The organism is Streptomyces lichenis (assembly GCF_023218175.1).
GTDB lineage: Bacteria > Actinomycetota > Actinomycetes > Streptomycetales > Streptomycetaceae > Streptomyces > Streptomyces lichenis.
On record NZ_JALPTH010000010.1, the window covers coordinates 135,377 to 161,016 of the forward strand.

At 74.4% G+C, this 25,640-nt stretch carries 5 protein-coding genes; all 5 read left to right on the plus strand.

Going from position 1 to position 25,640, the window contains the following annotated elements; genetic code table 11:
- Positions 1-90 precede the first annotated feature (90 nt).
- The 5 genes from M1O15_RS12875 (at position 91) to M1O15_RS12895 (ending at position 25,618) form a co-directional block, all read left to right on the plus strand.
- Positions 91-14,373: a non-ribosomal peptide synthetase gene (locus tag M1O15_RS12875; RefSeq protein WP_248633862.1), complete on the plus strand. Its 14,283-nt coding sequence runs from the start codon at positions 91-93 to the stop codon at positions 14,371-14,373.
- A gap of 20 nt (positions 14,374-14,393) precedes the next feature.
- On the plus strand, positions 14,394-21,605 hold the full coding sequence (locus tag M1O15_RS12880; RefSeq protein WP_282576697.1) for a non-ribosomal peptide synthetase: 7,212 nt from the start codon (positions 14,394-14,396) through the stop codon (positions 21,603-21,605).
- Positions 21,606-21,797: 192 nt separating this feature from the next.
- Entirely contained in the window at positions 21,798-22,613 is an 816-nt protein-coding gene (locus M1O15_RS12885; protein WP_248633864.1) for a 2,3-dihydro-2,3-dihydroxybenzoate dehydrogenase, read from the plus strand.
- Positions 22,614-22,766: 153 nt separating this feature from the next.
- Positions 22,767-23,972 (plus strand): isochorismate synthase DhbC, encoded by a 1,206-nt coding sequence (gene dhbC / locus M1O15_RS12890; protein WP_248633865.1) that lies wholly within the window; start codon positions 22,767-22,769, stop codon positions 23,970-23,972.
- Positions 23,969-25,618: a (2,3-dihydroxybenzoyl)adenylate synthase gene (locus M1O15_RS12895; protein ID WP_248633866.1), complete on the plus strand. Its 1,650-nt coding sequence runs from the start codon at positions 23,969-23,971 to the stop codon at positions 25,616-25,618. Before dhbC ends, M1O15_RS12895 begins: the two co-directional genes overlap by 4 nt.
- The last annotated feature ends 22 nt before the right edge of the window (positions 25,619-25,640 follow it).

The window sequence follows — 25,640 nt, forward strand, 5'->3', positions numbered from 1 at the left end:
CGCCCGCCTTCCTCGAAACCCGCCTCCCGCCGGCCGGCCCGTACGACACGCGTACGGGCGGCTCGCGTGCGAACACTGGAGCAACATCCCATGACCGAGCGTGCTTTGCGGCGACTGCCCCTGACCGGGGCGCAGACCGGTGTCTGGTACGGGCAGCGGCTCGCGCCCGAATCCCCGGTCTACAACGTCGGGCAGTACGTGGCGATCGACGGCCCGGTCGACGCGGACCTCTTCGGGGCGGCGCTGCGCCGCACCGTCGGCGAGGCCGAGGCGCTGACCGTCCGGTTCGAGGAGGACGAGGCAGGCGGGGTCTGGCAGCACACCGCCGAAGGCCCGTACACCGGCGGGGTGCTGCGGGTCCTGGACCACCGCGCGGAGGCCGATCCCGAGGCGGCGGCGCTGGCCCTGATGCGGGCCGACATGGACCGCCCCAGCGATCCGGCGGCCGAGCCGCTGTTCGCCTTCGCGCTGCACCGGGTCGGCGAGAACCGCACCCTGTGGTACCAGCGGGTGCACCACATCGCGCTGGACGCCTACGGCTTCTCGCTCCTGGCCCGCCGCACCGCCGAGGTCTACACCGCGCTGGTACGCGGCGAGGAGCCGGCCGCCAGCCCCTTCGGCCCGCTGGCCGCGGTGGTGGCGGAGGAGCAGGAGTACGCGGCCACCGAGCGCTGCGCCCAGGACAAGGCGTACTGGGGTGAGCGGCTGGCCGACCGGCCCGAACCGGAGCCGCTGGCCGGGGCGTCCTTCCCCGCCTCCGCCGCCTTCCTGCGCGACGGCGCCACCCTCTCCCCCGAGGCCACCGCCGGGCTCAACGCCATAGCCAAGGCCGCCAAGGCCAGTTGGGCCGATGTCGGCACCGCCGCGTTCGCCGCCTTCCTGCACCGCTCCACCGGCGCCCGGGACGTGCTGCTGTCCATGCCCGCCATGGCGCGGCTGGGCACCGCCGCGCTGCGGGTGCCGGCCATGGTGGTCAATGTGCTGCCACTGCGGGTCGCCGTCCGCCCGGACCACACCCTGGCCGAGCTGACCGCCCAGGTCGCCGCCGCGGTGCGGGACCTCCGTCGCCACCAGCGCTACCGCGCCGAGGACATCCGCCGCGACCTCGGCCTGGTCGGCCGGGAGCAGGGCCTGCTGGGCCCCATGGTGAACATCAAGGCCTTTGACAACGCCCTGGACTTCGCGGGCACCCCGGGCGCGGTGCACAACGTGGCCGCGGGCCCGGTGGACGACCTCACCCTGGCCCTGCACCACGACGCCGCCGAGAAGCGGATCCGCTTCGAGCTGGACGCCAACCCGGCCGCGTACGACAGCGAGGCGCTGGCCGCCCGGGCCGCCGAGTTCGCCCGCTTCCTCGACCAGGCCGCCACCGCCGGGCCCGAGGCCCCCGTGGGGCGCCCCGACCTCCTCGACGCCGATGCCCGCCGCGCGCTGATCCAGGACACCAACGCCACCGCCCGCGCCATCCCGGCCGGCACCGTGGTGGACGCCTACCAGTCCCAGGTGGCCCGCCACCCCGAGGAGCCCGCGCTGATCAGCGGGGACACCACCCTCGGCTACGCCGAACTGGACGCCCGGGCGAGCCGGCTGGCCCGGCTGCTGATATCGCGCGGCGTCGGCCCGGAGGACTTCGTCGGCCTCGCCCTCCCCCGCTCCGCCGACCTGGTGGTGGCGCTGCTCGCGGTGCTCAAGGCGGGCGGCGCCTATCTGCCGCTGGACCTGGACTACCCGGCTGACCGGCTGGCGTACATGGTCGAGGACGCCCGCCCGGTCTGCGTGCTGACCACCCTGGCCTCCGCCGCCGACGCCCCGGACGCGGCCGGCACCGAGCGGATCGTGCTGGACGCCCCGGACACCCTGGCTGCCCTCGCCGAGCTGGACGCCGGACCGCTGGAGCCCGCCGAGCGCCGCGCCCCGCTGCACGGCGCCCACCCGGCTTATGTCATCCACACCTCCGGCTCCACCGGCCGCCCCAAGGGCGTGGTCGTCCCGCACGCCGCGCTCGCCAACTTCCTCGCCATGCAGGCCGAGGAGCTGGCCCTGGCACCCCGCGACACCCTGATCGCCGTCACCACGATCTCCTTCGACATCGCCGCCCTGGAGCTGTACGTCCCGCTGGTCAGCGGCGCCACCGTGGTACTCGCCGACCGGGACACCGTCCGCGACCCGGCCGCGCTTGCCGCGCTGGTCGAACGCCACCGCCCGGCCGCCATGCAGGCCACCCCCTCGCTCTGGCACGCCCTGCTGGAGGACGGCGGCCCGGCCGCGCTCGCCGCGACCAAGGTCCTGGTCGGCGGCGAGGCGCTGCCCGCCGACCTGGCCGAGCGGCTGGCCCGCACCGCGAGATCCGCGACCAATGTCTACGGCCCCACCGAGGTCACCGTCTGGGCCACCTCCATGGTGCTCGCATCCGACCACACCGGCACGCCCTCCATCGGCACGCCCTTCTGGAACACCCGCGCCTATGTCCTGGACGGCGCCCTGCGGCCCACCCCCTCGGGCCGCCCCGGTGAGCTCTACCTGGCCGGCGACCAGCTGGCCCGCGGCTATCTGGGCCGCCCCGCGCTGAGCGCCGAGCGCTTCGTGGCCGACCCCTACGGCCCGGCGGGCGCCCGGATGTACCGCACCGGCGACCTGGTGCGCCGCAGCCCGGACGGCTCCATCGACTTCCTGGGCCGCGCCGACGACCAGGTGAAGGTGCGCGGCTTCCGGATCGAGCTGGGCGAGATCGAGGCCGCCCTCGGCGCCCCGGAGGCGGTCGGCCGCGCGGTGGTGGTGGTCCGCGAGGACCTGCCCGGCACCCAGCATCTGGTGGGCTATGTGACGGCGGTGGCCGGGGCCGAGTCCCCGGACCCGGCCGCGCTGCGCGCCGCGGTGGCCGAGCGGCTGCCCGAGTACATGGTCCCCTCGGCGGTCGTGGTGCTGGACGCCTTCCCGCTGACCGCCAACGGCAAGGTGGACCGCCGGGCGCTGCCCGCGCCCGACCTGGCCGCCCGCACCGGGACCGGCCGGGGCCCGCGCGGCGCCCGCGAGGAGATCCTCACCGGCATCCTCGCCGAGGTCCTGGGCCTCCCCTCGGTCGGCGTGGACGACGACTTCTTCGACCTGGGCGGGCACTCGCTGCTGGCCGCCAAGGTGATCGCCCGGGTGCGCACCGCGCTGGGCACCGAGTGCGGCATCCGGGACGTGTTCGAGGCCCGGACCGCGGCCGCGCTGGCCGCCCGGCTCGCCGACCGCGCCTCCGCCGACCGCCCCGCCCTGGTGGCGTCCGGGACCCGGCCCGACCGCCTCCCGCTGTCGTACGCACAGGCCCGGCTCTGGTTCCTGCACCAGATGGAGGGCCCCAGCGCCACCTACAACATCCCCTTCGTGGCCCGCTTCGACGAGGCCCTGGACGCGGAGGCCCTGTCGGACGCGCTGGGCGATGTGCTCACCCGCCACGAGGCGCTGCGCACCGTCTTCGCCGAGGAGGGCGGCGAGCCCTACCAGCGCGTGCTGTCCCCGGCCGACGCCGAGGCGGCCGGTGCCCGGCTGCGGGTCCAGGAGACCCCGTACGAGACCTTCGACGCCGAGGCAGAGCGAGCGCTCGGGCACCTCTTCGACCTGGCCGCCGAGGCCCCGGTCCGGCTGACCCTGCTGCGCGACCCGGCGAGCGGCGCGCACGCCCTGGTGGTGCTGCTGCACCACATCGCCAGCGACGAGTGGTCGATGGGCCCGTTCCTGCGCGACCTGGAGCTGGCCTACGCCGAGCGCCTGGCGGGCCGGGCCCCCGAGTACCAGGATCTCCCCCTCCAGTACGCCGACTTCGCCCTCTGGCAGCGCGCGCTGCCCTCCACCGTCACCGAGCGCCAGACCGACTACTGGCGCGAGGCGCTGGCCGGGCTGCCGCAGGAGCTGCCGGTGCCCACCGACCGGCCGCGCCCGGCCGCGCCGAGCCACGACGGCGGTATGGTCCACCGCGAGCTGCCCGAGGAACTGACCCTCGCCATCCGGGGGTTGGCCCGCGAGAGCGGCACCAGTGTGTTCATGGTGGTGCACGCGGCGGTGGCCGCGCTGCTGCACCGGCTGGGCGCGGGCGAGGACATCCCCCTCGGCACCCCGGTGGCCGGGCGCGGGGACACCGCGCTGGACGAACTGGTCGGCTTCTTCGTCAACACCCTGGTGCTGCGCACCGATCTGACCGGCGACCCCAGCTTCACCGAGCTGCTGGACCGGGTGCGCGCCACCGACCTGGCCGCCCTGGACCACGCCGACCTGCCGTTCGACACCGTGGTGGAGGCAGTCAACCCCGAGCGGTCGCTGACCCGGCACCCGCTCTTCCAGACCATGGTGGCGCACTCCACGGTCACCCAGGACGTGCGCAAGCTGTTCGGACTGGCCTCGCGAAGCGACCGGATCGACCCGGGCACCACCAAGTTCGACCTGGATATCACCTTCTCCGACACCGCGCACGGCGACGGTCTGGACCTGGAGGTGTTCTACGCCTCCGACCTCTACGACCGGTCCACCGCAGACGCGCTCGCCGACCGGCTGCTGCGGCTGCTGGCCCAGGCGGTCGCCGCGCCCGAACGGCCGCTGTCCGCGCTGGAGCTGCTCGACGGGCGTGAGCGGGAGCTGCTGGCCTCCTGGCAGGGCGGGGAGCGTACGGCCCCGGCCACGACCGTGGTGGAGCTGCTGGCCGAGCGGGCCGCCGCGACCCCGGACGCCACCGCCGTGGTCTTCGACGGCACCTCTCTCTCCTTCGCCGAGCTGGCGGACCGAGCGGACCGACTGGCCCGGCTGCTGGCCGCCGAGGGCGTCGGCTCGGACGCGGTGGTGGCCCTGGCGCTGCCCCGCTCCGCCGACTCCGTGGTGGCCGCCTTCGCCGTGCTGCGCGCCGGGGGCGCCTACCTGCCGCTGGACCTCGACCACCCGGCCGAGCGGCTGGAGTTCATGCTCACCGACGCCGCCCCGGTGGTGGTGCTCACCGCCGGTACGGCCACCGGCACGGTGCCGGTGCCGGCGGGTGTGACGACCCTGGAGCTGGACGCCCCGGCCACCGCCGAGCGGCTGGCCGCCTTCGACACCGCCGAGGGCCCCGCGCTCCCCTCCCCCGCCCCGGCCGACCTGGCCTACGTCATCTACACCTCGGGCTCCACCGGCCGTCCCAAGGCGGTCGGCCTGCACCACGCCGGCCTGACCAACCTCTACCGCGACCACGAGCGCGAGCTGTACCTCCCGGTAGCACAGCGCCTGGGCCGGCGGGTGCGCGCCCTGCACACCGCCTCGTTCTCCTTCGACTCCTCCTGGGAGCAGCTGCTCTGGCTGGTCGCCGGGCATGAGCTGCACATCCTGGACGAGTTCGGCCGCCGGGACGCCGACGCCGTGGTGGCGTATGTGCGAAACCACCGGATCGACACCCTGGACGTCACCCCCTCCTATGGCCGGCAGTTGCTCGACGCCGGACTGCTGGAGCAGGGCGCGTGGCGGCTGCCGCTGTTCCTGCTGGGTGGTGAGGCGGTGCCGCCCGCGCTCTGGGAGGAGCTGCGCGGCTACCAGGACGTGGAGACCGTCAACTACTACGGGCCCACCGAGTTCACCGTGGACGCGCTGGTCGCCCGGGTGACCGACTGCGCCACCCCGGTCGTCGGCCGCCCGCTGGACAACAGCCGCGCCTATGTCCTGGACGCCCGGCTGCGCCCGGTGCCGCCCGGTGTCCCGGGTGAGCTGTACCTCGCGGGCGTCCAGAACGCCCGTGGCTACCTGGGCCGCTACTCCCTGACCTCCGAGCGGTTCGTGGCCGACCCGTTCGGGGCGCCCGGGGCCCGGATGTACCGCACCGGCGACCTGGCCCGCTGGCGGAGTGACGGTCTGCTGGAGTTCCTGGGCCGAAGCGACGACCAGGTCAAGATCCGTGGCTTCCGCGTCGAACTCGGCGAGATCGAGGCCGCGCTGGCCGAGCAGCCCGAGGTGGGCGCGGCGGCCGTGGTGGTCCGCGAGGACACCCCGGGCGTGCCCCGGCTGGTCGCCTACGCCACCGGCGCGGTCTCCGGCGGTGCGGTTTCCGACGGCCTGGGTGCCGAACTGCGCCGCCGGCTGGCCGCCGAGCTGCCGGAGTACATGGTCCCGGCCGCCGTGGTGATGCTGGACGTGCTCCCGGTGAACGTCAACGGCAAGCTGGACCGGGCCGCGCTGCCCGCGCCCGAGCCGGTCGCCGGGGACACCGGGTCCCGGGCACCCCGTGGCGCGGCCGAAGAGCGGATGGCCGGCATCTTCCAGGAGGTGCTGGGGCTCGACTCGGTCGGCGCGGAGGACGACTTCTTCCGGCTCGGCGGGCACTCGCTGCTGGCGACCAGGGTGGTCGCCCGGGTGCGCGCCACCGGCGCGGCCTGCTCGGTCCGCGATGTGTTCGAGGCCCGTACGGTGGCGGAGCTGGCGCTGCGGCTCGCCGAGCGGGCCGCCTCCGAGCGCCCGGCGCTGGAGCGGGCAGCCCAGCGGCCTGAGCGGCTGCCGCTGTCCTACGCCCAGCGGCGGCTGTGGTTCCTGCACCAGATGGAGGGCCCCAGCGCCACCTACAACATCCCGGTGGTGCTGCGGTTGCGCGGCGAGGTGGACCCGGTGGCGCTGGCCGCCGCCGTCAACGACGTGGCCGCCCGGCACGAGGCGCTGCGGACGGTGTTCGCGGAGGACGGCGGCGAGCCGTACCAGCGGATCGTCCCGGCCGCCGAGGCCCGGATCCCGTTCGCCGTGCGGCGCGCCGCCGAGGCAGACCGTCAGGTGCTGCTGGAGACGGCGGCCGCCGAGCCGTTCGACCTGGCCGCCGAGCTGCCGCTGCGGGTCACCCTGCTGAGCAACCCGGAGCGCGACGACCATCTGCTGCTGGTGCTGCTGCACCACATCGCCGGTGACGAGTGGTCGACCGGGCCGCTCCTCGCCGATCTGGACGCCGCCTACGCGGCCCGGCAGGCGGGTCAGACCGCTGAGCTGGCCGAACTCCCGGTTCAGTACGCGGACTTCGCCCTCTGGCAGCGTGAACTGCTGGGCTCCACCGAGGACCCGGCGTCGCTGGCCGCCCGGCAGTCCGCCCACTGGCGGGCCGCGCTGGCCGGGCTGCCGGAGGAGCTGGCGCTGCCCTTCGACAAGCCACGCCCCGCCGTGCCCAGCCACCAGGGCGACACCGTGACCAGGGAGCTGCCGGCCGAGCTGGTGGCCCGCCTGGACCTGCTGGCCTCCGACTCCGGCGCCACCATGTTCATGGTGGTCCACGCCGCCGTCGCGGCCCTGCTGCACCGGCTGGGCGCCGGGGACGACATCCCCCTCGGCTCCCCGGTGGCCGGACGCGGCGACGACTCCGCGCTGGACGAGCTGGTCGGCTTCTTCGTCAACACCCTGGTGCTGCGCACCGACCTGAGCGGCGACCCCAGCTTCGCCACGCTGCTGGAGCGGGTGGCCGAGCACGACCTCGCCGCCCTGGACCACGCCGACCTGCCGTTCGAGGCAGTGGTGGAGTCGGTGAACCCCGAGCGCTCGCTCTCCCGTCACCCGCTCTTCCAGACGATGGTGGCCTACGAGGGCGGCGGCCCGGACCTGTCCCGGCTGCTGGCCACGGACGCCGAGGAGTACCCGCTCGGTGCCGGGGCGGCCAAGTTCGACCTGGAGATCCTTTTCCGGCGTACGGCTGCCGGTACCGGCATGACCTGCGGGGTGCGGTACGCCACCGACCTCTTCGAGCGGGCCGGCGCCGAGCGGCTGACCGCCCGGCTGGTCCGTCTGCTCGACCAGGTGACCGCCGCCCCCGAGCTGCCGCTGTCCTCGGTGGAGCTGCTGGAGGCCGAGGAGCGGGAGCAGGTGGTGGAGGGCTGGAACACCACCGCGCGCGTTCTGGAGGGCCCGGCCACCCTGGCCGATCTGGTGGCGGCCGGTATCGGCGATCCAAAGGCTCCCGCGCTGGTCTTCGAGGGCCAGGCCCTGTCCCGGGCCGAGTTCGAGGAGCGGGTCAACCGGCTCGCCCGGCTGCTGATCGGTCGCGGGGTCGGACCCGAGTCGATCGTCGGCGTGGCGCTGCCCCGCTCGTACGAACTGCTGATCGCCCTGCACGCCATCGTCCGCGCGGGCGGCGCCTACCTCCCCCTCGACCTCGGCCTGCCCACCGACCGCCTGACCTACATGGTCGAGACGGCCAAGCCGGTCACCGTACTTACCGACACGGCGTCGGCAAACACCGTCCCGGGTATGGCCATCGACTCCGCCGCCGTACGCGAGGAGTTGGCCGGGCTCTCCGCCGAGCCGGTGACCGACGCGGACCGCCGGGCGCCCCTGCTCCCCCGCCACCCGGCCTACATCATCTTCACCTCGGGTTCGACCGGCCGCCCCAAGGGCGTGATGGTCGAACACGCCGCCATCGTCAACCGGTTGCAGTGGATGCAAGGGGCCTACGGCCTCACCGACGCCGACCGCGTCCTCCAGAAGACCCCCACCAGCTTCGACGTCTCCGTCTGGGAGTTGTTCTGGCCCCTCGCCCAGGGCGTGCCGCTGGTCATCGCCAAGCCCGACGGACACAAAGACCCCGCATACCTGGCAGACCTGATCCGCGAACAGCAGGTCACCGTCACCCACTTCGTCCCCTCCATGCTCGCCGCCTTCCTCGGCGAGGTCGAGCTGACCACCGTCCCCTCCCTCCGACTCGTCGTGTGCAGCGGCGAGGCCCTGCCCGGTGATCTGGTCACCCGCTTCCACGCCTCCGCGCGGAACTCCGGTGTGGCGCTGGAAAATCTGTACGGCCCGACCGAGGCGGCGGTCGATGTCACCGCCTGGTCCGCCAGTCAGGCCGAGGGTGCCTCGGCGCCGATCGGTGCCCCGGTCTGGAACACCCGGGTCTATGTGCTGGACGAGCGGCTGCGTCCCGTCCCGGTCGGGGTGCCGGGTGAGCTGTACCTCGCCGGTGTGCAGCTGGCGCGCGGCTACACCGCCCGCCCCAGCCTGACCGCCGAGCGCTTCACCGCCGACCCCCACGGCGCCCCCGGCACCCGCATGTACCGCACCGGAGACCTCGCCCGCTGGCGCGCCGACGGCACCCTCGACTACCTCGGCCGCACCGACGACCAGGTCAAACTCCGAGGCTTCCGCATCGAACTCGGCGAGATCGAAGCCGTACTGGCCAACGCACCCGGCATCGCCCGCGCCATCGTCATCGTCCGCGAGGACAACCCGGGCGTGAAGCGCCTGGTGGCGTACGCGGTCCCGGCGGCCGGAACGGCCGTGGACACGGCCGCACTCCGCACCCTCGCCGCCGACAGGCTGCCCGAGTACATGGTGCCCGCAGCCTTCCTGGAGCTGGCCGAGGTACCCCTATCCCCCAACGGCAAGCTGGACCGGCGCGCACTGCCCGCACCCCCGGAGGCGGCGAGCGGTCCGGCACGGGCACCGCGTGACGCCCGGGAGGAGATCGTCGCCGGGATCTTCGGCGACATCCTGGGGCTGCCCGAGTCGGCCGGGGTGCTGGACGACTTCTTCGCACTGGGCGGTCACTCGCTGCTGGCCACCCGTGCGGTGAGCCGTATCCGTACCGCCCTCGGGGTGGAGTGCGCGGTGCGCGATCTGTTCGAGGCGCGGACCGTGGAGGCCCTGGCGGCCCGGCTGGCCGAGCGGGCCACCAGCGACCGGCTGGCTCTCACCCGCGCTGCTGCCCGCCCCGAGCCGCTGCCCCTGTCGGCCGCCCAGCGCAGGCTGTGGCTGCTGGACAGCGTGCGCGGCGCCGGGACGGCGTACAACGTGCCGCTGGCGGTACGGCTGCGCGGCCCGGTGGACGCGGCAGCGCTGAAGGCGGCGGTGGCCGATGTGGTGGCCCGGCACGAGGTGCTGCGCACGGTGTTCGAGGAGGTGGACGGGGAGCCGTACCAGCGGATCATCCCGGCCGCCGAGGCCCGGGTGCCGTTCGACATCCGCCGGGTGTCGGCCACCCGGCTGGAGGCCGAGGCGGTCGCCGCCGGCGGCCATGTCTTCGACCTGGCCCAGGACCTGCCGATCCGGGCGACGCTGCTGACCGCCGCCGAGGACGACCATGTCCTGGTCGTCCTGCTCCACCACATCGCCACCGACGAGTGGTCCACCGGGCCGCTCTTCGCCGACCTGGACACGGCCTACACGGCCCGCAAGGCGGGACACGCCCCGGCGTGGGCGGAACTGCCGGTGCAGTACGCGGACTTCGCGCTCTGGCAGCGTGATCTGCTGGGCCGCACCGAGGACCCGGAGTCGGTGGCAAGCCGGCAGTCCGCCTACTGGCGGGAGGCCCTGGCCGGGCTGCCCGAGGAGCTGGCGCTGCCGTTCGACAAGCCGCGCCCGGCGGTGCCCTCGCATGGAGGTGACGTGGTGCCGTTCACCGTGGCACCCGCCACGAGCGAGGGTCTGGCACGGATCGCCCGCGAGACCGGGGCGACCCTCTTCATGGTGGTGCACGCGGCGGTCGCCGCCCTGCTGCACCGGCTCGGCGCGGGCGAGGACATCCCCCTCGGCAGCCCCGCCTCCGGGCGCGAGGACGCCCAGGTGGACGGCCTGGTCGGGTTCTTCCTCAACACCCTGGTGCTGCGCGCCGACCTGTCCGGCGACCCGGCGTTCACCGAGCTGGTGGGCCGGGTGCGGGACACCGGACTGGCCGCGTTCTCGCACGCCGATCTGCCGCTGGAGGCGGTGGCCGAGGCGGTCGGGCAGACTCGGGCGCAGTCCCGGAACCCGCTGTTCCAGACGATGGTCACGTACCACTCCGTGGAGACCTCGGTGCGCGAGCTGTTCGGCGCCCCGGCCGAGGAGCTGGTCGTGGAGATCGGCGGCTCCAAGTTCGACCTGGAGTTCGCCTTCGGCCCGGACGGCACGCAGGCCAACGGGCTGGCCGGTGGCCTGCGTTACGCCACCGACCTGTTCGAGCGTGCCGGCGCCGAGCGCTTGACCGCTCGGTTGGTCCGGTTGCTGGACGCGGTCGCCGCCGAGCCCGGGGCTCCCCTCTCCCGTATCCCGGTGATGGACGCCGAGGAGCGAGACCGGGTGGTGGAGGGCTGGAACGCCACCGTCCGCCCGCTGGAGGGTCCGGCCACCCTGGCCGATCTGGTGGCGGCAGGCGCCCGCGATCTGACCGCTCCCGCCCTGGTCTTCGAGGGCCGGGCGCTGTCCCGGGCCGACTTCGAGGAGCGGGTCAACCGCCTCGCCCGGCTGCTGATCGGGCGCGGAGTCGGACCCGAGTCCATCGTGGGCGTGGCCCTGCCCCGCTCGTACGAGCTGCTGATCGCTCTGCACGCCATCGTCCGCGCGGGCGGCGCCTACCTCCCCCTCGACCTCGGCCTGCCCAGCGACCGCCTGGCTTACATGATCGAGACAGCCAAGCCGGTCACCGTACTTACCGACACGGCGTCGGCAAATACCGTCCCGGGTCTCCTTATCGACTCCGTGGAAATCCGGCAGGAGTTGGCCGCGCTCAGCAGTGAGCCGGTCACCGACGCGGACCGCCGGGCGCCCCTGCTCCCCCGCCACCCGGCCTACATCATCTTCACCTCCGGCTCCACCGGCCGCCCCAAGGGCGTGATGGTCGAACACGCCGCCATCGTCAACCGGTTGGAGTGGATGCAGGGGGCCTACGGCCTCACCGACGCCGACCGGGTGCTCCAGAAGACCCCGACCAGCTTCGACGTCTCCGTCTGGGAGCTGTTCTGGCCCCTCGCCCAGGGCGTCCCCCTGGTCATCGCCAAGCCCGACGGACACAAGGACCCCGCATACCTGGCGGAGCTGGTCCGCGAACAGCATGTCTCCGTCACCCACTTCGTCCCCTCCATGCTCGCCGCCTTCCTCGGCGAAGTGGAGTTGACCACCGTCCCCTCCCTCCGACTGGTGGTGTGCAGCGGCGAGGCCCTGCCGGGCGACCTCGTCGCCCGCTTCCACGCCTCGGCGGGTGGACGTCCGGTGGCGCTGGAGAACCTCTACGGACCCACCGAGGCGGCGGTCGATGTCACCGCCTGGTCCGCCACCCAGGCCGAGGGTGCCTCGGCGCCGATCGGTGCCCCGGTCTGGAACACCCGGGTCTATGTGCTCGACACCCGACTCCAGCCCGTCCCGGTCGGGGTGCCGGGCGAGCTGTACCTCGCGGGTGCGCAGCTGGCACGCGGCTACACCGCCCGCCCGGGCCTGACCGCCGAACGCTTCACCGCCGACCCCCACGGCGCCCCCGGCACCCGCATGTACCGCACCGGAGACCTCGCCCGCTGGCGCGCCGACGGCACCCTCGACTACCTCGGCCGCACCGACGACCAGGTCAAGCTGCGAGGGTTCAGGATCGAACTCGGCGAGATCGAAGCCGTACTGGCCAACGCACCCGGCATCACCCGCGCCATCGTCATCGTCCGCGAGGACAACCCGGGCGTGAAGCGGCTGGTCGGCTATGCCGTCCCGGAATCCGGCTCCACGATCGACCCGGCCGCACTCCGTGCCCTGGCTGCCCAGCAGCTGCCGGAGTACATGGTCCCGGCGGCCGTGCTGGAGCTGGCGGAAGTACCCCTGTCCCCCAACGGCAAGCTGGACCGGCGCGCACTGCCCGCGCCGGTGCCGGCCGCCAAGCCGACGGCGGCGGCGCCGACCGCCCGTACCGAAGAGGCCCCCTCGCAGGGTTCCCCGGCCGAGGTGCTGGCCGGGCTGATGGCCGAGGTGCTGGGACTGGACGCGGTGGGCACCGAGGACAACTTCTTCGAGCTGGGCGGCGACTCGATCGTCTCCATCCGGTTCGTCAGCATGGCCCGCAAGCGGGGGCTGACGCTGACCGCGCGCCAGGTGTTCACCCACCCGACGCCCTCTCAGCTGGCCTCCGTGGCCGTGCCGGTGGCGGGCGCGGACCAAAAGAAGGACCGTCGTCCGGTGGACGAGGGCACCGGGCCGCTGGTGCTGCCGCCGGTGGCTCAGTGGTTCGCCGGGCGCGGCGGCCCCTACCAGCGGTTCTGTCAGGCACGGTTGGTGCGGCTGCCGGCCGGCGTCAAGCCGACTCAGCTGGTGCCGGCGCTCCAGGCGGTGCTGGACCGGCACGACGGGCTGCGGCAGGTGCTGACCGTGGCGCGGCCCGGGGTGTGGAGCGCCGAGGTGCGACCGGTGGGCGCGATCAGCGCGGCCGCCGTCTTCCGGACGGTGGACGCGGCCGGGATCGACGGCGAGGCGCTGCGGGACCTGGTGGCGGCCGAGTCGGACCGGGCGGCCGGTGAGCTGGACCCGGCGGCTGGCGAGACCGTGCGCGCGGTGCTGTTCGACGCGGGCCCCGGTGAGCGCGGCCGGCTGCTGCTGGTGGCGCACCACCTGGTGGTGGACGAGGTGTCCTGGCAGATCCTGCTGCCGGACCTGCGGGCCGCCTGGGAGGCGGTGGCCGCGAACCGCGAGCCCGCGCTGGAGCCGGTGCCGACCTCGCTGCGGAGCTGGACGGCCGGTCTGGTGACCGAGGCGCACAGCGCGCGGCGGCTGGCCGAGCTGGACCGCTGGCTGGAGGCGGTGCCGGACGGGCGGCTGCTGACGGACCGGGCGCTGGATCCCGTACGGGACACGGTGGCGACGGCCCGGCGGCTGACCGTGCGGCTGTCCGCCGAGCGGACCGGGCCGCTGCTGGAGACCGTGCCGCAGGCGGTGCACGGCACCGTCAACGACACCCTGTTGACCGCGCTGGTGCTTTCCGTCGGCGACTGGGCGGCCCGCGCGGGCCGGGGTGCGGCGGCGGGCGGCTTCACGGTGGACGTGGAGGGCCACGGCCGGGAGCAGGACCTGGTCCCGGGCGCCGATCTGACGCGTACCGTCGGTTGGCTGACCTCGGTCTACCCGCTGCGGCTGGGCGCGCGTGCCTACGATCCGGCCGCCGTGCTGTCGGGGGCCGGGGACGCGGGCGCGGCGCTGAAGGAGGTCAAGGAGGTGCTGCGGTCCGTCGCGGACGGCGGCGTCGGCGCGGGGCTGCTGCGCCACCTCAACGCGGGCACGGCCAGGCTGTTCGACACCGCCGGGGCGGCCCCCGAGGTGCTGTGGAACTACCTGGGCCGGCAGACGGCCAAGACGGCCTCCGACTGGGGTCCGGCCGCCGAGGCGGACGCCCTGGCGGTACGGCCGGATCCGGCGCAGCCGCTGTCGCACGCGTTGGAGATCAACGCGGAGGTGGAGAACGGCCCCGACGGGCCGGAGCTCACCGCGACCTTCCTCTGGGCGGGCGAGGCGCTGTCCCAGGACACGGTGAGCGAGCTCGCGGACGGCTGGCTGGCCGCCCTGGGCGCGCTGGCCGCGTGGGCGGACGGCGGGTCGACCGCCGGGCACACGCCCTCCGACCTCGACCTGCTCGATCTCGACCAGGACCAGATCACCATGCTCGAAGAAATGTGGAGGGCCCAACAGTGACGCAGGCTCGTATCGAGGACATGCTGCCGCTGTCCCCCTTGCAGCAGGGCATGCTGTTCCATTCCGTCTACAACGGTTCGGACGGCGGCGGCGAGGGTGCCGCCGGTGACGCGGACGTCTACACCGTGCAGGTGTCGGTGGCGCTGACCGGGCCGGTGGACGCGGACCGGCTGGAGCGGGCGGCGGGGGCGCTGCTGCGCCGCCACCCCAACCTCCGGGCCGGGTTCTGGCACGAGGGGGTGCCGCAGCCGGTGCAGTTCGTGCCGGCCGAGGTGACCGTCGCGGTGGAGCGGGTGGATCTGGCCGGGTCGGCCGTGCCGGTGGCGGAGGCGCTGCGGGAGGTGGAGCGGGGCGAGCTGGCGCGCCGGTTCGCGCTGCACCGCCCGCCGCTGCTGCGGCTGGTGCTGGTACGCCTGGCGGACGGGGACCACCGGCTGGTGGTGACCGTGCACCACATCCTGGTGGACGGCTGGTCGATGCCGCTGCTGGTGGGCGATCTGCTGGCGCTGTACGGGAGTGACGGCGACGCCTCGGGGCTGCCGCCCGTCCGGCCCTACAAGGACTATCTGAAGTGGCTGAAGGCGCAGGACAAGCCGGCCGCCGAGGCCGCCTGGAGTGCGGCGCTGGCCGGGGTGGACGAGCCGACGCTGGTGGCGCCCGCCGATCCGGCGCGCCGCCCGGTGCGTCCGGGTGTGCACGATCTGGAGCTGTCGGCGGAGGCGACCGCCCGGCTGACGGCGGCCGCCCGGCGCCTCGGCACCACGCCGAGCACGCTGATCCAGTGCGCCTGGGGCCTGGTGGCCGGTGCGCTGACCGGCCGGCAGGACGTGGTGTTCGGGCTGACCGTGTCGGGCCGTCCGGAGGAGATACCGGGCGTCGAGTCGATGCTGGGGCTGTTCATCACCACCGTGCCGGTGCGGATCGGGCTGCGGCCCGCGGAGAGCGTGGAGGGGCTGCTGCGGCGGTTCCGGGACGAGCAGAACGCACTGCTGGCCCACCACCACCTGGGGCTGCGGCTGATCCAGAAGCAGGCGGGCGGCGGTGAGCTGTTCGACACCCTGGTGGTCATCGAGAACTATCCCGTCGACCCGGACGCCAGGCCGGATGTGGTGGACGGGCTGCGGGTGGCCGGGATCGAGGCCCGGGACGCCACCCACTATCCGCTCACGCTGGCCGTGGCGCTGGAGGAGCGGGCGCTGCTGCGCCTGGAGTACCGGCCGGACCTGTTCGACGCCCGCCGGGCCGGGCTGGTCGCGGACCGGCTCGCCTCGGTGCTGGAGCAGATCACCGGGGACGCCTCGGTGGCCGTGGGCGCGCTGGAGCTGCTGGCGCCCGCCGAGCGGGAGCGGGTGGCCGGGCATTGGCCGGGGACGGTACGGGAGGTGCCGGGCGGCACGGTCGCGGACCGGTTCGCCGAGCGCGCGGCGGCCACCCCGGACGCGGTCGCGGTGGTCTCCGGCGGCGCGGAGCTGACCTTCGCCGAGCTGGACGAGCGGGCCGGGCGGCTGGCGGCGCTGCTGGCCGGGCGCGGGGTCGGCCCGGAGTCGGTGGTGGCGCTGGCCGTGGAACGGTCGGCCGCCTCGGTGGTGGCGATCCTCGCCGTGCTGAAGGCCGGTGGCGCCTATCTGCCGCTGGACCTGGACTACCCGGCGGACCGGCTGGGCTACATGCTGGCCGACGCCGCCCCGGTGTGCGTGCTGACCACCGAGCGAGCTGCGGGCTTCCTGCCCGAAGAAGGCCCGGAGGACGGCGGCCCGGAGCGGATCGTGCTGGACGCGGCCGGGACGGTCGCCGAACTGGCGGCGCTGGAGCCGCTGTCGGCGCCGGTGGAGGTGGCGGCCGAGCACCCCTCGTATGTCATCTACACCTCCGGCTCCACCGGGCGGCCCAAGGGTGTGGTGCTCACCCACGGCGGTCTGTCCAACCTGTACACCAACCACCTCGACGAGGTCTTCGGCCCGGTGCTCGGTGCCACCGGCGGCCGTACGCTGCGGGCTCTGCACACCGCCTCGTTCAGCTTCGACACCTCCTGGGAGCAGCTGTTCTGGCTGGTCGCCGGGCATGAGCTGCATGTGCTGGACGAGGTGGAGCGGCGGGACGCGGAGTTCACCGTCGGCTATGTCCGGGACCGGCGGATCGACGCCATGGACGTCACCCCGACCTATGCCCGGCAGCTGGTCGACTGGGGGCTGCTGGACGGCGCCCACCACCGTCCGGCGCTGCTGCTGCTCGGCGGCGAGGCGGTGCCGGAGGCGCTGTGGTCCGAGGTGCGGGCGGCGACCGGGGTGATGTCGGTCAACCTCTACGGGCCGACCGAGTACACCGTGGACGCGCTCGCCGCCGACCTGGCGGTCAGCGGGACCCCGGTCGTGGGCCGCCCCATCGGCAACACCCGCGCGTACGTGCTGGATTCGGCGCTGCGGCCGGTGCCGGAGGGCACCGTCGGCGAGCTGTACCTGTCCGGGCACGGCACCGCACGCGGCTATCTGGGCCGGTTCGCGCTGACCGCCGAGCGGTTCGTGGCCGACCCGTACGGCCCGGCCGGGGCGCGGATGTACCGGACCGGCGACCTGGTGCGGCTGCGCGCCGACGGGGAGCTGGAGTATCTGGGCCGGGTGGACGACCAGGTGAAGATCCGGGGCTTCCGGATCGAGCTGGGCGAGGTCGAGTCGGCGCTGTCCGCGCTGGACGGGGTGGCCTCGGCGGCGGTGCTGGTCCGCGAGGACACCCCCGGCGTCAAGCGGCTGGTCGGCTATGTGACCGGCACCGCTGACCCCGCCGCCGCCCGGGAGGCGCTGGCCGGGTCGCTGCCGGACTACATGGTCCCGGCCGCCATCGTGGTCCTGGACGCGCTGCCGCAGACCGTCAACGGCAAGCTGGACCGGGCCGCGCTGCCCGCGCCGGTGCTGGCCGGGTCCACCGCCTCCCGGGCCCCCAAGGACGCCCGCGAGGAGACCCTGGTCAAGGTGTTCGCCGAGGTGCTGGGGCTGGCGGCGGCCGGGGTGGAGGACGACTTCTTCACCCTGGGCGGCGACAGCATCGTCTCCATCCAGCTGGTCACCCGGGCCCGCAAGGAGGGCCTGGTCCTCACTCCGCGCGATGTGTTCGAGCAGCGCACCCCGGCCGGTCTGGCCGCCGCCGCCCGCACCGCGCCCGCCCCGGGCGCCGCGCCCGCCAAGCCGGCCGACCGGCCGCTGGTGGAGCTGGACGAGGCGGGCCGCGCGATCCTGGACCGGGTGTTCCCGGCCGCCGCCGAGGTCCTGCCGCTGGCACCGCTCCAGGAGGGGCTGTACTTCCACGCGGTCTACGACGACCAGGCGCTGGACGTCTACCTGATGCAGAACTTCGTGGAGCTGCGGCACGCCGTGGACACGAACGCCCTGCGGGCCGCGTTCGACGCGATGCTGCGCCGCCACCCCAACCTCCGCTCGGCCTTCTGGCACGAGGGGCTGCCGGGGCCGGTGCAGGTGGTGCCCACCGCGTGGACGCTGCCGTTCGAGGTGCGCGACCTGACTCAGCTGGACGAGGCCGGACAGCGGGCGGCCCAGCGGGAGTTCTCGCTGGCCGACGCGGAGACCCGGTTCGACCTGGTGGCGCCGCCGCTGATGCGGGTGACCCTGCTGAAGTTCGCCGAGGACCGCTGGATGCTCTGTGTGACCCAGCACCACATCCTCACCGACGGCTGGTCGGAGTCGCTGTTCTTCGAGGAGCTGTTCCAGCTGTACGGGCGGGGCGGCGAGCTGGAGGGCATGCCGCCGGTCACCCCGTACCGGGAGTACCTGCGCTGGCTGGCCGACGGCGACGCGGACGCGGCGCTGGAGGCCTGGCGGGCGCATCTGTCCGGGCTCGACCAGGCCACGCTGGTCGCGCCGGCCGATCCGAGCCGGCGCCCGGTGACCGCCGAGGTGGTGGACCTGGCGCTGGGCGAGGAGCTGAGCGACCGGCTGCGGGCGTTCGCCCGGGGCTCGGGCGTCACCCTCAACACGGTGCTGTCGGCGGCCTGGGCGCTGTCGCTGTCCGGGATGACCGGCCGGGACGACGTGGTGTTCGGCGCCACCGTCTCCGGGCGCCCGGCGGACGTCCCCGGCGTGGACCATATGATCGGCATGTTCATGAACACGCTGCCGTTCCGGGTCGCGCTGCGCCCCGGGGAGAGCCTGCGGGAGCTGCTGGTCCGGATGCAGGCGGAGCACGCCGAGCTGCTGCCGCACCACTATCTGGGCCTGGGCCGCATCCAGCAGACCAGCGGTATCGGCACCCTCTTCGACACGCTGTACGTGTTCCGCAACACCCCGCTGGACGACGCGGCCCGCGAGGAGGCGGTGGCCAGGCACCAGATCGGCTGGACGCACAGTGTGGACGGCACCCACTACCCGCTGACCCTGGCGGTCACCCCGGGCGCCTCGCTGGAACTGAGCCTGGCCTACCGGCCGGACCTCTACGACCGCGGGACGGCCGAGACGCTGGCCGGGCGGCTGCGGCGGCTGGTGGAGCAGTTCGCCGAGGGCGGTTCGCTGCCGGTCGGGCGGCTGGCCACGCTGGCGGACGCCGAGCGGGACGCGTTGCTCGCACTGGGCGACGACTTCGGGCACGAGGTGCCGGACGTGTCCCTGGTGGACCTGTTCGTCCGCCAGGCGGAGACCACCCCGGACGCCACCGCGCTGGTCTTCGAGGACGAGCACCTGAGCTACGCCGAGCTGGACGCCCGCTCCTCGCGGCTGGCCCGGGCGCTGATCGCGCGCGGCGCGGGCCCGGAGCGCACGGTGGCCCTGGGCTTGCCCCGTTCGGCGCACTTCGTGGTGGCGCTGTTCGCGGTGCTGAAGACCGGCGCCGCCTACCTTCCGCTGGACCTGGAGAACCCGGTGGACCGGCTGGCCATGATGGTCGAGGACGCCGCGCCGCTGTGCCTGCTGTCCACCACCTCGGTGGCCGACCGGGTGCCGCGGGTGGACGGGGTCCCGCCGCTGGTGCTGGACGAGCCGGAGACGGCCGCCGAGCTGGCCGCGCTGGACGGCGGTCCGGTCACCGACGCCGAGCGGACGGCCGAGCGGGATGGGCGCCACCCGGCGTATCTGATCTACACCTCCGGTTCCACCGGGCGCCCCAAGGGCGTGGTGGTGCCGTACTCCGGCCTGGTCAACATGCTCTACAACCACCGGGAGCGGATCTTCGACCCGGCGGTGAAGCTGGCCGGCGGGCGCCGGATGCGGGTGGCGCACACGGTGTCCTTTGCGTTCGACATGTCCTGGGAGGAGTTCTTCTGGCTGGTCGACGGGCACGAGGTGCATGTCATCGGCGAGCGGCTGCGACTGGACCCGGCGGCGCTCACCGCGCACTACGACCGGGTCGGCATCGACGTGGTCAACGTGACCCCCTCGTACGGGCAGCAGCTCATCGACGCCGGGCTGCTGGACGCCGGCCGGCACCGGCCCACCCTGGTGCTGCTGGGCGGTGAGGCGGTGCCCGACTCGATGTGGGCGCTGCTGAAGGCCACCGAGGGCACCATGGGCTACAACCTCTACGGGCCGACCGAGTACACCATCAACGCGCTCGGCGCCGATGTGGACGAGAGCGTGTCGTCCTGTGTGGGCCGCCCCATCTACCAGACCCGCGCCTATGTGCTGGACTCCGGGCTGCGGCCGGTGCCGCACGGGGTGCCGGGTGAGCTGTATCTGGCGGGCGCGGGCCTGGCCCGGGGCTACCACGACCGGCCGGCGCTGACCGCCGAGCGGTTCGTCGCCGACCCGTTCGGCGAGCCCGGCACCCTGATGTACCGCACCGGGGACCTGGTGCGCTGGCGGGCCGACGGGCAGATCGACTACCTGGGCCGGGCCGACCACCAGGTGAAGATCCGCGGCTTCCGGATCGAGCTGGGCGAGATCGAGTCCGCGCTCGCCGACGCCCCCGGCGTGGCCGCCGCCGCGGTGGCCGTGCACACCTCCCCCAACGGGGTGAAGCGGCTGGCCGCCTACACGGTCGCCGCCTCCGGAGCGGACGGATCGGCGGTGGACCCGGTGGGGCTGCGCGAGCGGCTGACCGGGCTGCTGCCGGAGTTCATGGTGCCGTCCTCGTTCACCGCGCTGGACGCGCTGCCGCTGACCGTCAACGGCAAGGTGGACCGGGCCGCGCTGCCCGCGCCCGCCTTCGAGGAGGCCGGTGGCGGCCGGGCGCCCAAGGACGCCCGGGAGACCCTGCTCTGCTCGATCTTCGCCGAGGTGCTGGGGTTGGACCGGGTCGGCGTGGAGGACAACTTCTTCGACCTGGGCGGCCATTCGCTGCTCGCCATGCGGCTGGTCGGCCGGATCCGCGACGAGCTGGGCGTGCCGGTCCAGGTCGGTACGGTGATGTCGGCGCCGACGGTCGCCGGGGTGGCCGCCCGGATCGGCACCGACGCCCGGGAGGGCGCGCTGCGGGTGCTGCTGCCGCTGCGCGAGAAGGGCGCCAAGGCCCCGCTGTTCTGCTTCCACCCGGCCTCCGGCTTCGCCTGGCAGTACACCGGTCTGCTGCGCCATCTGGACGCGGACCGGCCGGTGTACGGGGTGCAGTCGCCGGGCCTCGCGGGCGAGCTGCCCGAGGTGGCGGACGTGGCGGAGCTGGCCGAGCGGTACCTCGCGGAGATCCGCGCGGTGCAGCCGCAGGGCCCGTACCACTTCGCCGGCTACTCCTTCGGCGGGACGGTGGCGCACACGCTGACCGCGCTGCTCCAGGAGCGCGGCGAGGAGGTGGCGTTCCTGGCGCTGCTGGACGCCTATCCGCCGGAGCGGGACGACTGGTCCTATCTGGACGGCCCCAACTGGCGGGAGCGGCTGGAGCGCGAGGAGAGCGGCTTCCTGCTCTCGGTCGCCGGACTGGGCGGCGAGCCCACCGGCGAGGAGGGCCCCCGCGACGCGGTCTCCCGGGAGGAGGCGGTCGCCGCCATCCGGGACAGCCAGGGCCTGCTGGCCGGGTTCGACGAGGAGCTGCTGGGCGCCATCGTGGACACCAACGTCCACTGCGTACGGCTGCTGTCGCGCTCCACCACCCGGCACACCACCGGTGATGTGCTGTTCTTCACCGCGGCCCGCACCACGGCCGCCGAGGACGCCCCGTCGACGGTGTGGCCGGAGTTCGTCTCCGGGACGCTGGAGGAGCACGTACTGGACTGCTCGCACGACGAGTTGATGGCTCCGGCCGCGCTGGACCGGATCGGCCCGGCGCTGGACGCGGCGCTGCGGTCGGCCACCCAGGGCTGACCGGCGGTGTGCTGCCGCGGTGCGCCGGGAGGCTCCTCCCGGCGCACCGCGGCACCTCCATGTCCCGTGCCGGACGGCAAATCGACCGGGCCGGGCGGCGGTTGGCCGGGGGGCGGCGTAAGTCGCGGGGACCCGGCCCCTGGTAGGCGCAACGACAGGTTTAGGTTAGGCTTACCTAAACGAAGGAGTGTGATGGTGTCCTACAGCAGCGGGCTCCGGGGGGAGTTCACCGGCCGGGTCGCCCTGGTGACGGGTGCCGCCCAGGGTATCGGTGAGGCGGTCGTAGCGGCGCTGGCGAGCCAGGGCGCGGCGGTGGCCGCGGCGGACCGCTCCCCCGCCGTACGGGACGCCGTCGCGGCGCTCGACGAGAAGTTCCGGGACGACCCGGCGGCCGGCTCGGCCACCGCCTTCCTCCTGGACGTCACCGACCCGGCCGCCGTGGCGGAGACCGTGGACCGCGTGGAGCGCGAACTCGGCCCGGTGGACCTGCTGGTCAACGTGGCCGGGATCCTGCGCACCGGCCCGGTAGCCGAGACCTCCGACGAGGACTGGGCCCAGGTGCTGGCCGTCAACACCACCGGGGTCTTCCAGGTCTCCCGGGCCGTCACGACCCGGATGACCGCCCGCGGCTCCGGCTCGGTGGTGACGGTCGCGTCGAACGCCGCCGGCATCCCGCGCGCCGGGATGGCCGCCTACGCCGCCTCCAAGGCCGCCGCGGTGATGTTCACCAAGTGCCTGGGCCTGGAGGTCGCCTCACACGGGGTGCGCTGCAACGTGGTCTGTCCGGGCTCCACCGACACCCCGATGCAACGTTCGCTGTGGGAGGCCCCCGAGGCGGAGCGCCGGGTCGTCGAGGGCGACCTCGCCTCGTACCGCACCGGCATCCCGCTGGGCCGGATCGCGGACCCCGCCGACGTCGCCGAGGCCGTGGTCTTCCTCGCCTCCGACCGCGCCCGCCACATCACCATGCAGGACGTCTACGTGGACGGCGGCGCCACCCTCCGCTGATCCGCGGCCCGTTCCGCGCGGCCGGCCCCGCAGCCGGGGCACCGCCGCGCCCACCGAGCCCTCCCCGCCCCACCGCCCGTGGCCGCAGCCGGCCGCCGGGCGCGCTCTGCCCGCAACTCCCCACCACCGATACCGAAACCGAAGGAGCCTGACGTGTCGACGGTCCCCCAGGTCGCCCCGCCCAGACCGACGGCCGCACCGGCGCACCCCGCCGTGGGGGCGGCCACCACCCTGCTGGACGCCTACCGCCCGGCCGACCGGCTGCTGGCGACCCCCACCCGCACCCTGCTGGCGCACGGCGTCCACCGGACCGTGGAGCACGGCTCCGAGCCGCTGTCCGAGCGGGTGGCCCGCACCCTGCGCGAGACCCGGGCCGAGCGCCACCCCGCACCGGTGGTCATCGGCGCCATACCCTTCGACCAGACCGCGCCCGCCGCGCTCGTCGTCCCCGAGGCGCTGCGCACCGGCCCGGCGCTCACCACCGACCCGCTGGTGGCGCTGCCCTCGCCCACCCCGCCGCCGGTCGACTGGGTGGTCCGCGCCGACCCGGAGCCGGAGGTCTACGGCCAGGCCGTCAAGGAGGCCGTGGACCGCATGTGGCAGGGCGAGTTCAGCAAGGTGGTGCTGGCCCGCTCGCTGGAGCTGACCACCCCCGGCGACCTCGACATCCCCGGCATGGTGCAGCGGCTGGCCCGCCGCGACCCCGGCGGCTACACCTTCGCGCTGCCCACCCACCCGGGCCGCACCCTGCTGGGCGCCAGCCCCGAACTGCTGGTCTCCCGCAAGGGCAACCGGCTGGTCGCCAACCCGCTGGCCGGCTCCACCCCGCGCAGCACCGACCTCGCCGAGGACGTCCGGCGCGCCGCCGCGCTGCTGCAGTCCGCCAAGGACCTGCACGAGCACGCCGTGGTGGTGGACGCGGTGCACCAGGCCATGGCCCCGTACTGCTCCACCATGACCGTGCCCGAGCGCCCCACCCTGATCCGCACCGCCACCATGTGGCACCTGTCCACCACGGTGACCGGGGAGCTGGCCGACCCGGAGGCCTCCGCCCTGGAGATCGCCTGCGCCCTGCACCCCACCCCGGCGGTCTGCGGCACGCCCACCGACCTGGCCCGCCAGGTGATCCGCGAGTCCGAGCCGTTCGACCGGGGCTTCTTCACCGGGATGGTCGGCTGGGGCAACGCGGACGGCGACGGCGAATGGGTCGTCACCATCCGCTGCGCCGAGGCCGAAGGCAGCTCGCTGCGGCTGTACGCCGGGGCCGGGGTGGTCGCCGCCTCCGAGCCGGAGGCCGAGACCGCGGAGACCGCCGCGAAGTTCCGCACCTTCCTCAGCGCCGTGGGAGCCGAGCTGTGAGCACGCCAAGCCCGTCCACGGTGGACGCCGACGCGCCGACCTGGCCGGCCGAGTTCGCCGAGCGCTACCGGGCGGCCGGCCACTGGCGCGGCGAGACCTTCGGCGCGATGCTGCGCGAGCGGGCCGCCGCCCACCCCGACCGGATCGCGATCGTGGACCCGGCGGGCGGCCCGGACGGCGGCCGGCGCGCCTGGACCTACGGCGAGCTGGACCGGCGCGCCGACCGGCTGGCCGCCGGACTGACCGCCCGGGGCATCGGGCGCGGCGACCGGGTGGTGGTGCAACTGCCCAACACCGCCGAGTTCTTCGAGGTGGTCTTCGCGCTGTTCCGGATCGGCGCGCTGCCCGTCTTCGCGCTGCCCGCGCACCGCGAGTCGGAGATCGCCTACTTCTGCTCGTTCGCCGAGGCGGTGGCCTATGTCATCCCGGCCGAGCACGGCGGCTACGACTACCGCACCCTGGCCGCCGTGGTCTGCGCCAAGGCCCCGACCGTCCGCCACGTCCTGGTCGCCGGCAGGGACGCGGGCGCCTTCGAGAGCCTGGCCGACCTCCCGGCCGAGCCGGTCACGCTGAGCGAACCGGCCCCGGACGCGCTGGCGTTCCTCCAGCTGTCCGGCGGCAGCACCGGCACCCCCAAGCTGATCCCGCGCACCCACGACGACTACATCTACTCGCTGCGCGGCTCCAACGAGCTGTGCGGGGTCACCGAGGAGAGCGTCTACCTCTGCGTGCTGCCCGCCGCGCACAACTTCCCGCTCTCCTCCCCCGGCACCCTCGGCACCCTGTACGCCGGCGGCCGGGTGGTGCTCTGCCCGTCGCCCTCCCCGGACACCGCCTTCCCGCTGATCGAGCGGGAGCGGGTGACGATCACCGGGCTGGTGCCGCCGCTGGCGCTGGTCTGGACGGAGGCCGCCACCCGCACCGCGCACGACCTGTCCAGCCTGGACGTGCTGCTGGTGGGCGGCGCCAAGTTCAGCGAGGAGGCGGCCCGGCGGGTGGCGCCCGCGCTGGGCTGCACCCTCCAGCAGGTGTTCGGCATGGCCGAGGGCCTGGTCAACTACACCCGGCTGGACGACCCGGCGGAGACCATCGTCACCACCCAGGGCCGGCCCATCTCCGCCGACGACGAGATCCGGATCGTGGACGACGAGGACCAGGACCTGCCCGTCGGCACCACCGGCCATCTGCTCACCCGCGGCCCGTACACCATCCGCGGCTACTGGCGGGCGCCCGAGCACAACCGGCGCTCCTTCACCGAGGACGGCTTCTACCGCACCGGCGACCTGGTCCGGCTCACCGAGAGCGGCCATCTGGTGGTCGAGGGCCGGGCCAAGGACCAGATCAACCGCGGCGGCGAGAAGATCGCCGCCGAGGAGGTGGAGAACCACCTGCTGGCCCACCCCGCCGTACACGACGCCAACGTCGTCGCCGAGCCCGACCCGTACCTCGGCGAGCGCACCTGCGCCTATGTGATCCTGCGCGCGGACGCCGAACCGGTGAAGGCCTCGGCGCTCAAGGCCTTCGTCCGCGGCCGGGGCCTGGCCGCCTACAAGGTGCCGGACCGGGTGGTGTTCACCGACGCCTTCCCCAAGACCGGTGTCGGCAAGGTCTCCAAGAAGGACCTGCGCGCCGCCCCCGCGGCCTGACCCCCTCCACCAGTTGTGACGG